The sequence below is a fragment of the Geminocystis sp. CENA526 genome (genome assembly GCF_050753365.1).
Taxonomy (GTDB): domain Bacteria; phylum Cyanobacteriota; class Cyanobacteriia; order Cyanobacteriales; family Cyanobacteriaceae; genus Geminocystis.
The window spans coordinates 22,174-32,014 of sequence record NZ_JBLZFY010000047.1; the positions used below are offsets into that span (position 1 = coordinate 22,174).

At 31.7% G+C, this 9,841-nt stretch carries 13 protein-coding genes and 1 pseudogene; 8 read left to right on the top strand and 6 right to left on the bottom strand.

Annotated features, from left to right (window positions below; all coding sequences use genetic code 11):
• Window positions 1-20: 20 nt before the first annotated feature.
• Window positions 21-521: a pentapeptide repeat-containing protein gene (locus tag ACN4EE_RS13285; RefSeq protein WP_431706934.1), complete on the top strand. Its 501-nt coding sequence runs from the start codon at window positions 21-23 to the stop codon at window positions 519-521.
• A complete protein-coding gene (locus ACN4EE_RS13290; protein WP_431706948.1) occupies window positions 512-634 on the top strand; it encodes a hypothetical protein in 123 nt (40 codons plus the stop codon). Before ACN4EE_RS13285 ends, ACN4EE_RS13290 begins: the two co-directional genes overlap by 10 nt.
• Window positions 635-747: 113 nt before the next feature.
• Here the strand turns inward: ACN4EE_RS13290 and ACN4EE_RS13295 are convergent, their stop codons facing one another.
• Both ACN4EE_RS13295 and ACN4EE_RS13300 read right to left on the bottom strand, forming a co-directional pair.
• Window positions 748-1,206, bottom strand: a complete 459-nt coding sequence (locus ACN4EE_RS13295) for a DUF4168 domain-containing protein (protein WP_431706935.1) — start codon at window positions 1,204-1,206, stop codon at window positions 748-750.
• A gap of 76 nt (window positions 1,207-1,282) precedes the next feature.
• Window positions 1,283-2,650, bottom strand: a complete 1,368-nt coding sequence (locus ACN4EE_RS13300) for an MFS transporter (RefSeq protein ID WP_431706936.1) — start codon at window positions 2,648-2,650, stop codon at window positions 1,283-1,285.
• Between the two features lie 183 nt (window positions 2,651-2,833).
• Between ACN4EE_RS13300 and ACN4EE_RS13305 the strand changes: the two genes are divergently transcribed.
• The 5 genes from ACN4EE_RS13305 to ACN4EE_RS13325 all read left to right on the top strand — a co-directional run bounded on the left by ACN4EE_RS13305 (window position 2,834) and on the right by ACN4EE_RS13325 (window position 7,645).
• Complete coding sequence (locus ACN4EE_RS13305) at window positions 2,834-3,367, top strand: FHA domain-containing protein (RefSeq protein WP_431706937.1); 534 nt, start codon at window positions 2,834-2,836, stop codon at window positions 3,365-3,367.
• A 178-nt stretch (window positions 3,368-3,545) separates the two neighbouring features.
• The gene (locus tag ACN4EE_RS13310) at window positions 3,546-5,684 is read left to right on the top strand and encodes a DHH family phosphoesterase (protein WP_431706938.1); all 2,139 of its coding nucleotides are present in this window, start codon (window positions 3,546-3,548) and stop codon (window positions 5,682-5,684) included.
• Between the two features lie 79 nt (window positions 5,685-5,763).
• Window positions 5,764-5,997: a hypothetical protein gene (locus ACN4EE_RS13315; RefSeq protein WP_431706939.1), complete on the top strand. Its 234-nt coding sequence runs from the start codon at window positions 5,764-5,766 to the stop codon at window positions 5,995-5,997.
• Window positions 5,990-6,400 carry a type II toxin-antitoxin system VapC family toxin gene (locus ACN4EE_RS13320; RefSeq protein WP_431706946.1) on the top strand — a complete coding sequence of 137 codons (411 nt, stop codon included), beginning with the start codon at window positions 5,990-5,992 and terminating at the stop codon, window positions 6,398-6,400. Before ACN4EE_RS13315 ends, ACN4EE_RS13320 begins: the two co-directional genes overlap by 8 nt.
• Before the next feature lie 15 nt (window positions 6,401-6,415).
• Window positions 6,416-7,645: a DUF790 family protein gene (locus ACN4EE_RS13325; protein WP_431706940.1), complete on the top strand. Its 1,230-nt coding sequence runs from the start codon at window positions 6,416-6,418 to the stop codon at window positions 7,643-7,645.
• 30 nt (window positions 7,646-7,675) lie between these two features.
• Here ACN4EE_RS13325 and ACN4EE_RS13330 read toward each other — a convergent pair whose 3' ends face one another.
• The 4 genes from ACN4EE_RS13330 to ACN4EE_RS13345 all read right to left on the bottom strand — a co-directional run bounded on the left by ACN4EE_RS13330 (window position 7,676) and on the right by ACN4EE_RS13345 (window position 9,507).
• A complete protein-coding gene (locus ACN4EE_RS13330; RefSeq protein ID WP_431706941.1) occupies window positions 7,676-7,861 on the bottom strand; it encodes a hypothetical protein in 186 nt (61 codons plus the stop codon).
• A gap of 407 nt (window positions 7,862-8,268) precedes the next feature.
• A complete protein-coding gene (locus ACN4EE_RS13335) occupies window positions 8,269-8,460 on the bottom strand; it encodes a DUF6887 family protein (RefSeq protein WP_431706942.1) in 192 nt (63 codons plus the stop codon).
• Window positions 8,450-8,641 carry a DUF6888 family protein gene (locus tag ACN4EE_RS13340; protein ID WP_431706943.1) on the bottom strand — a complete coding sequence of 64 codons (192 nt, stop codon included), beginning with the start codon at window positions 8,639-8,641 and terminating at the stop codon, window positions 8,450-8,452. The genes ACN4EE_RS13335 and ACN4EE_RS13340 overlap by 11 nt, the downstream gene beginning before the upstream one ends.
• A 185-nt stretch (window positions 8,642-8,826) precedes the next feature.
• Window positions 8,827-9,507, bottom strand: coding sequence for a hypothetical protein (locus tag ACN4EE_RS13345; protein ID WP_431706947.1), 681 nt, complete (start codon window positions 9,505-9,507; stop codon window positions 8,827-8,829).
• Between the two features lie 216 nt (window positions 9,508-9,723).
• On the opposite strand from ACN4EE_RS13345, the pseudogene ACN4EE_RS13350 reads away from it, so the two are divergent.
• A pseudogene (locus tag ACN4EE_RS13350) lies at window positions 9,724-9,841 on the top strand (photosystem II q(b) protein); the annotation flags it as partial.

A 9,841-nucleotide genomic window follows, 5' to 3' on the forward strand; every position in this document is an offset into this window, starting at 1 on the left:
AATATCTAATTATTATATTTATGTTTAAAAAATTAATTCGTTTTTTTGCTGTAATTTTAACATTAACAATCTTATTTATGCCCAATAGTTCGATCGCAGCTAGTTCTAGTGCCGTTACGTCCACCTTTGAAAGTAAAAATTTGAGTGGACAAGATTTTTCAGGGCAAAACTTACAACTAGCAGAATTTACCAAAGTAAAACTAGAAAACGCTAACTTCAGTAACGCAGATTTACGGGGAAGCGTTTTTAACGCTGTAATGGCTGAAAATGTTAACTTCTCAGGTTCTGACCTTACTAATGCTTTAACTTATGTTACTAGCTTCGATAACGCTGATTTTACCGATGCCATTTTACGAGAAGCCATTATGCAACGATCGACTTTTAATAGTACAAAAATTACGGGGGCAGATTTCACCGAAGCCGTATTAGATAAACCACAAATCATCAAACTTTGTGAATACGCCGATGGTATAAATTCTAAAACAGGAGCTAGTACCCGTCAATCCCTCGGTTGTCCATAACTGTATTAATCTTAGAAATGACAGATATAATTGCTAATTATGATGAACCTTGGAAAGAAGCAATCTCAGAATATTTTGACTACTTCTTAGAGTTCTTTTTCCCAGAGGTTTAGAATTTAATACACTGGTCAAGATTTTATCATTAGGGACAATCGCATTTAGCTTTTCGATCGAATCATTGCCTTTTGCCTTTCTTAATTCTTAATTCTTAATTCCTCATTCCTCATTACATTTGCCCAATCATACTCTGTACCTTTTGTTTTAAAGTGGCATTTTGTCTAACTTGTTGATGAATTTGATTAAATTGAGTATTGGTTAAGCCGTGTTTTCTGACAATAGCTTCTGATTGCTCACAGTAATTAGTAGCAATACTACGGGCATTATTAGGTAACTGATTAAAACTGTTTTCCTGATGACAATTTAATTGACTGGGTTTTGAATTTCCCACTATACTTTGTATGTTGGCTAAAGTGCTTACCCTTAAAGTTTCTATTTCCATAGCTGCTTGAGCATATTTTCTTAAGTCAGCGTCACTGACACTTTGTGCTACAGCTTGATGGTTAAAAGTAATTGTTTGCCCTTTAATTTCTGGTGTCAATCCAGATACGATCGAAATGGAACTTAAACCAAATAAAATCAGTATGTGAGAAGCAGTTTTCAAAAAAGAATGATTATTTACTAACATAATTCTAATAAAAATAAAAATATATTTATCTATCTATCTATATCTAGTATGAAGAATTTAGGGCTAAATTTGTTCCTTATTTTTTGGCAATTATAGAAGTTAATCCGCCCCCCACAATAGCTAATATCCCTAGAATAAAAAAGACGATTCTTAACCCGAAATAAGTTTCCGCAATACCTGCTAAAGCTAAGGGTAAAGATAAAGCGATGTTGACAGCATTATTTTGTAAACCAAAGACTTTACCCCGCATATCTGGAGGAGTTTCGGCTTGGATGGTAGTCTGCATCGGAATCCCCACAAAAGAGGCAAAAACACCTAAAATAACCGTCATTAGTAACGCAAAAAAGAGGCTATGGGTGGAAACGGATAAACCAATTAAAGCACAAGACATCCCCAAAGAACCCCAAAAACTTAGTTTTCTGTGGGATGTAATAATATTCTGATGGGTTACGATCGTGCCTCCAAGAGCAATACCTATGCCTGTGGAAGCCAAAAGATAGCCAAATTGAGAAGCATCCATCCCCGGTATAGTTTCTGCTAACCTTACTGCTAACACCGCTAAAGCCGCAAAAATTGAGAACAAAATTACTAATTGAACCAAAGCATTGCGGACTCGATGATTTTTTTGTAAATAGTGTAAACCCTCTTTTATATCTTCGATGGGATGTTTTTCTTCCGTTTGTTTATCCTTATCTTTTTCGTGAGTATTGAGGCTTATTAAAATAAATCCTGCTACAGCGTAGGACATTCCCACTAACAATTCTTGTCCATAATTAAAGTTAAATTGTTCTCCCCAGTTGCCCACTAATTCTAAAATAGGATCACCTATAGCAAAACCGATAATTAACATCCCCATCATGGTAGTGGTGTAAACAGAATTAGCCGCTAATAAATCTTTTCTTTCAACGATTAATGGTATCGTAGATTGTTCGGCGGGAGCGAAAAATTGAGTCGCTGTGGATACTAAAAAAGTGATTAATAAAATAAACCAAAATGCTAAAGGAAAGTTTAAAAATTGTTGTTTTAAATTGTGATTAAAGATAAAAAAAGGTATCGTTAAAACTAAAATTGCTCTGATTAAATTAGAACAAACTAAAACTATTTTTTTTGACCATCGATCAACATATACACCAGCTAAAGAACCAAATAAAACAGCGGGAATAGTAAAAGCAATCATGACTAGAGACACCCAACGGCTAATACTTTCTCCTTGAGACTGAAAATTATTACTAATAATAGCAATAATCAAAACTAGGTAAATTTTATCAGCTAATTGAGAGAATACTTGCCCGAACCAAAGTACAAGAAAACTTAAATTTTTTAATACCCCCATGAATCCTTTATTATTTCGATTATTGATTAAATCTTTGTCTTTATTTTCTTCATTCAAAGCAAGAGATTTTAAACTAGATAATTCTTCCGTTTCTGCGTCTGATACTGGCATTGTGATTCTATTTTTAGTAATTTTATCAACACTTCTAAGTATAACTGAGAACTTGCACTAACTATCCTAAGTAAACCATCAGAAAAATGATGAAGATGAAAGGAAAAGAAGCGAAGAAAAGAATAATTAACTTAAATTTTGCTACTTTTGAACCCAATCACCGTTTTTAAGATAAAATGTTGAATGCAACCTACAGGAAAATTCGATATGATTAACGAGTCATCAGAAATTATCACTGACGTAATTGGTAACTTAGAAGATGTTGGCAATATTGATGTTATTGGCAACTTGGAAGACTTAAGTAATACAGACGTGGATTTATTTCAAGAAGAAGAATCTATCTCCCAAACGGAAAATATTATTGATAATACTACTCAGATTCAGAGTTTTAAAGCGAGTTTGAATCATGTACAAACAGGGGTAACTTTGGAATTACCTACACAATTATCGGTTATTCACATCGGCAAACCTAACGACAAAACTCCACCAGATATAGATGTCTCTGGTTTTCCTCATTCTCAGGTTGTCTCTCGTATCCATGCGGATATTATCACAGAAGGCGATAACTTTTATCTTGAAGACACTGGAAGCGCTAATGGCACTTATATTAATCATACTCCCTTACCTACGGGAAATCGTCATCGTCTCAAAAATGGCGATCGCATAGCGCTAGGAAAGGAAGACAAAGTTAGTTTTATCTTTGAATTGATAAGCTAATCTTTGAATGTAAAATTTAGAATGTAGAATTGAGAATTAATAATATTTCAATATCTTATGTCATTGCGAGGCACGAAGCAATCTCAAGCAATCTAAGGATTAATAAATAGACTTCGACAAAAGCAGAGGCAAAATATTTATTTTACAGGAAAAAAATCATAATTATTGAAGATGTTGAATGGACAATAAATTATTGGATTTAGATTATTATAATTCTCTTTCTGGTGATGAATTTGGGCAGGAAATGAAAAGGGGAATCCATCGTTTACACCAAGCATTTATCAATCAAGAAAAAGTGGTGATTTGGGGTGATTCTCGTATCGATGGAGTGATGGCAACGACTGTCTTAATAGAGGGTTTAAAGTCTTTTTTTTCTGGAGAGAATAACCTTTTAACTCATTATATTTCTGATGTGGAAGGATTCACCAAAGAAAATGTTGACTTTTTAGTTCAACAAAATCCTCATGTAATTATTCTTGTCGATCTTGAGTGTGATAATTTTGAGGTGATTAATTATGTGCAAGATTTAGGTATTGATATTATTATCATAGATCATCATAGTTTAGCGATCGATCGAGCCAATGTAATTTCTTGTTTAAATCCCCTTAATTTCGCTAAAAATCATCCTTTTTATCATTTTTCGGCGGTGGCTATTGCTTATAAATTTTTAGAGAGTTTTTATCATAAATATTCTCAGAAAAATACCGAAGAATTGTTAGATTTAGTTACTTTAGGATTGTTAGCTAATGGTGATATTTTACAAGGGGAATATCTTTTCTGGATGCTTAAAGGAAGTGAATTAATTGATAATAAAAATCGTTATGCTATTAAATTATTCGTGGATAAATGTGAACATAAAAAAATTGATGTGATTGATTATAAGCAAGGTTTAGGAATGTGGTTAAAAGTTTTTAATATTATTAATGACAGTAATTTAGTGATTGAATTATTTACCACTGAAGATAGAAGCAGACGAGGCAGATTAATGGCAAATGTAGAAAAATCTTATGACACATTTTTAGGTTTAAAAGAGAAAATTCTTAAACAATTTCACAAAAAAATAGCTAATTTAGATTTATTTAACGATAGAGTTATTGTGATTGAGGATAATCAATGGGATAAAAAATTATTTCCTTTAATTGGTAGTTTTATTAGTGAAAAATATCAACATCCTACTATTTTATTTTCCCATAATGAGGGTTCGATCGTACGGGGTTTTGCTTATTCATGCCATAACCTAGATTTATGGAATATACTGCAAAATCAACAGTATTTATTAATAAGTTTAAGTAAATATCATCAACACATCGAAATCTCTTTATCTGCTGAAAATATTGAGTTATTAACCAATAATCTCAATCAACAATTAAGAAATACTAACCCTCAATTATACTCAACTAAAAATACTTATTTAAGGGTTTCGATCGAGAATTTAGGCAAAAATTTATATAAAGATTTAAAATTAATTAAAAGATTCAATATTTATCAAGAGTTACCTCAGTTATTAATAAAAAATTGTTGGTTTACAAACATTAAAGATATTAAAACTCAAGATATAAGTAACGAAAATTTAGCTCACAACATTGTCTTTTTTATCCTTAACGATGACAAAAATCAACAAGGATTTAACGGAAAATGGGAAGGACATTATAGTAGTGAAATTAATCCAAATTGTCGTTATGATGTTATTTGTCAATTAGACTATAACCAAGAAAAAAAGATATACTTTATCAAAATAATTCAACTTATCAATATTCAGAATAATACTAGATTTGAGAATAATATTAATTATCCCCTCAATATCTTAGATTATCGTCACGATATTATTTCCTTAAAAACTATTCACGAGGAAAAAATTGCAGTTAAAGAATGTCCTTTACAATGGCAAGAAGTATTCGACAAATCACAACAAGCCATGACTAAAAATAAAGATTTAGTGTTAGCTTATACCCATAATAATAATTCTGAAATCGAACAACTTTGGATAACTTTTATTCAACTTATTAAAAATAGTATAAAACATAATCAATTAAGTTCGATCGAGCAAATATGTTCAACGTTATCAGTAAAAAAAGAAACTTTGTCAATTATTCTCAACAGTTTAGACAATTTGCATATAACTTATACCGTTATAGATGATAAAATAAAATTTAGTGAAAATCGATCGACATTTTTACCAGAAAATTATCTAAAAGTAAAGCATCTTTTTGAAGAGATAATAGCACAGGAAAACTTACAAAAAACCTATTTTCATCAAGTACCTATTATGACTATTAAAGAAGAAATTACTGTGAATAAAATAGTCAATAGTGAATAGTTGACAGTTGATAATTCTGGTTCTCCTAAATTAGTTATGATAAATTAGTAACAAATAATGCTTAAAACTATTAATAAAAATGATGATTCAACAATTAGAAAAAGCAATCAGTAAATTATCCGAATTGTCGGAATCAAAACAAGAGGAAATCGCAAAGATGATTATGACAACCATAGAAAGTCAAAAACAATCAGTTAATGCGTGGAATAGCCTCAAAGAAATGGCTGGAAGTATTGAAGCACCTGAAGATTGGTCACAGCAACACGATCATTATCTGTATGGAATACCAAAACAAAATCAAGAAAATGAATAGAGAAAGACTATTTTTAGATACTGCCTTTATTCAGGCTATTTTAAACCGCCGTGACCAATATCACCAGTCAGCGTTAAAATTATTACCGTTAGTTGAAAATGCTCAAGAAATATGGACAACAGAAGCTATTTTAATGGAAATTGGTAATGCTTTGAGTCGTTTCGATCGAGCTAAAGTAGTGAATTTTATCAAACAATGTTACACTACTGAAAATATTAAAGTAGTTAATGTTACTCCTGAATTATTTAGAGAAGGCTTAATTCTTTATGAATCTCGTCAGGATAAACAATGGGGATTAATAGATTGTATTTCCTTTTCTTTGATGATAGCACAAAATATAACTGATGCTCTTACTTCCGATCGTCATTTTGTACAAGCTGGTTTTAATGCGTTATTAATTTGAATCTCAATTTTTCCCATGCTCAAAAGTGAATTATTAATTTATCGTTATAGTGGACAAGGTATCATTCCCAAAAAATTACCTCTACAGCCAGAATTTTTGGATATGGCACTAGAACTAATATACTGTTATCAAGATTATGTCGGGAAAACTCAAGGAGAATTAGACGAAAAATTGCAAGAATTGGAAGGAGATAGTCCAGAATATAAAATTAAGCGCGGTTTATCCCATTTACTCAAAAATAGTTTTGCTCAGTTTGAAATTATTAGTCCTCTTAATCCTACCATCTTGCGAGAAAAAGTCTTTACCCTCGCCGCCGAAAATCCCCCCTTACCAGATTATCGAGGTTCAACTTTAGATTCGATCGCATCCCAATTAAGTATAGAATTAAAGAAAGAAGTACTACCCTCAGAAGTAGAACAAGGCTTATACGCAGACTTACAAGAAAATCGTATTCTGACGCAATTTGAAGCGCCAACCCCCGAAAGTCTCATTCACCGTTATAATGTTTCTCAAGTACAAGGAATTTTATATCGCGCCACGAATATTGTTATCAACGCCTATCGCAATGACCCCGGACAGTATAAACTATTATTTCGTTACTTAAAATTATTTCAGTTGATGTCCTATATTGAGGGAGATGCTGATACAGGCTTTACTATTACGATCGACGGTCCTACCAGTTTATTTAAGACTAGCACTCGTTATGGTTTAGCCTTAGCCAAGATGATACCAGCTTTACTTCATGTGAGCAAGTGGAATTTAGAAGCAAAATTGCGCATGAAAGATAGTTTTGGTAGTGGAGAAAAAACCCTTTATTTTCAGCTAAATAATCAATGCGGTTTAGTAAGTCATTATCCCAACAATTATAGTTATGACAGTATGTTAGAAGAATCTTTTGCCAATAATTGGGATAAATTAAACACGGAATGGCGCTTAGAAAGAGAAGTAGATTTAATTCCTTTACCCGGTAGTGTGATGATACCAGATTTTCGATTAGTGCATCCTGACGGGCGATATTTTCTCTTAGAAATAGTAGGTTTTTGGCATCCTAATTATTTACAAAAAAAATTCTATCAAGTTAGTCGAGCAGAAATTGATAACTTAATTTTAGCAGTTTGTGAGCGTTTAAATTTAGCAAAAGCTGGAGTTAATTTTCAAGATTTACCCCATCGTTTAATCTGGTTTAAAAATCGTTTATCACCTAAAGATATTCTCAAATTAATTGCTGATTCCCAATCATTGTAATACAATTACAATAACAAATATTTTAATTAGCTATGATTTTAAATATTCTTTAAATATCTGATTTAATTCATAGTAACACTGTTCATCAATAACTATTTTTTCGACTAAACAACGGCGTAATAAAGATTGAATTAACATAACTAATTGTGATTTTGATAATTCTAAGTTAGTTAAAATTTGAGCAATATTTACAGGTTGATTTTGATCAGCTAACAACTTTATAACTTCATATTCTAAGGATGATAAACGTTTTAAAAGAGGTTGTAAATAAAGTTTTATATCACCGATAAATAAATCATCTTCTTCGTTTAAAAATTCAGTAACATCGCCATTATATAACTGCTCGAACGTACTTGAAATAATCTTTAATCATGTTGGATGTCCTTGATAAAGTGCTATTAATTTATTCCATTTTTCCTCATTTTTTAAGCCTTTTTCTTTCAAGATTTCCTTAGCTGATTCCCCTAATCGTTCAAGTTTATCTCTATTATTAGAAGGATTCAATAATTTACTATCTATAGCTCATGTAGATAAATTATATTTTCCTACTGGATAGTTTGTTTTATTTATTGATAGTTGATTCGGAGTTTGACAAAAGAGGGCTAATTAGGGGTTCGATCGAATTATAATTTACCCTCTATTTTTTGTTGAATTAAGTTTTTAATTTGTTGTTTACCTTCTTCTGTATTCTCAAATTGATATTTAATACCACTACGGCGACTCATCAAAACCCTTAATGCTTCTTCATCGTCTTTATGACTTAATACATAGGCTCTCAATTCAGCTTTTGTCATTGTTTCAAAATTAGTTTTCATTCGGTAAAAACTCCCAATTTCCATCTGAATATATGATAATTTCAATATTTTCTCCTGCCAAAATGTAAATCTCACCCTTTAACTTATCAAAACGAAATAAGACTATATCTTGATAAAAATCGGAAAGATTTTGGCAAATTTGCACGGATTTAATTGCTTGTTCAACAGTTACAAAATTCAATTAACCTCCATAATCAACTATTCATAATTCTAATTGATATTTTAATTTAAAAGTGATGTTTTTTATCTTTAATAAACATAAAAATTTGATACAGGAGATTGCTTCGTGCCTCTCAATGATACTATATTCTAAAGTTTAAATACGAGCTTTTTCGGATTAGGGGTTCGATCGAATTATAATCGAAGTTACCATACTTGGGGCTTAAATTCTTTCGTATTCGTAATAGTCATATTCTCCCCACTTTGAGCTAAAACAAATAAACCCTTACTATAAGCATAATTTGCTACCTCATCACTGACAACCATGGCCGCTACAGCACCATAAGCCTTCATATTTTGATAACGGGGCATAAATTTTTTAAATTTACTTAAACGCTCTAAATGTTCATCCACATCTCTCTGAGTTAATTTACTTTTCACCTCCACTAATACCACTTCTGTATCATTAACCACCAATAAATCGACTTCTAAACCACCATCAACCCTTTTTACAGATACATCAGAGTGTAATTCATGAACATCAATACCTCTTTCTCGAAATAACTCCACCGCCGATGGGCGCACTTGCCACTCGACAAACTCCCCTAAACGATTACCTAATTTACCGATTTGTTCGCTAACTTGCTTGATTTGTCGATCTGTTTTTCGAGATTGTTCTTTCAAAATACGTTCTGTTTCTTGAAAACGTCTTTCTGTTTTCAAAGATTGTTCTTTCAAAACACGTTCTGTTTCTTGAAAACGTCTTTCTGTTTCCAAAGATTGTTCTTTCAAAACACGCTCTGTTTCCTGAAAACGTCTTTCTGTTTCTTTTTGAGCCTGTACTAATTCTCTTAGTAGTTGCCAAACATCATCTGCTGTTGTTGTCATCATCTCATTCTCTGTTAATCAATAAATCAATTATAGCTTTATCCTTTACCTTACAGACTTAGGCTCGATCGAATTCAAGTCATTAGTTTTTCTTATCATTGTCATAAATTATTTTATTCTGAGAAACCTTTACAATTCTTAATAAATTTGTCATTATATAAATGTGAGCAATCACAAATTTGTACCTCGAAAAATTTATAACGCAATCATAAGAACATGACTACCACTTTACAACAACAACAGTCTTCCTCATGGGAGCAGTTTTGTCAGTGGATCACTTCTACCAACAACCGCTTATATGTAGGTTGGTTCGGTACTTTAATGATCCCTACCC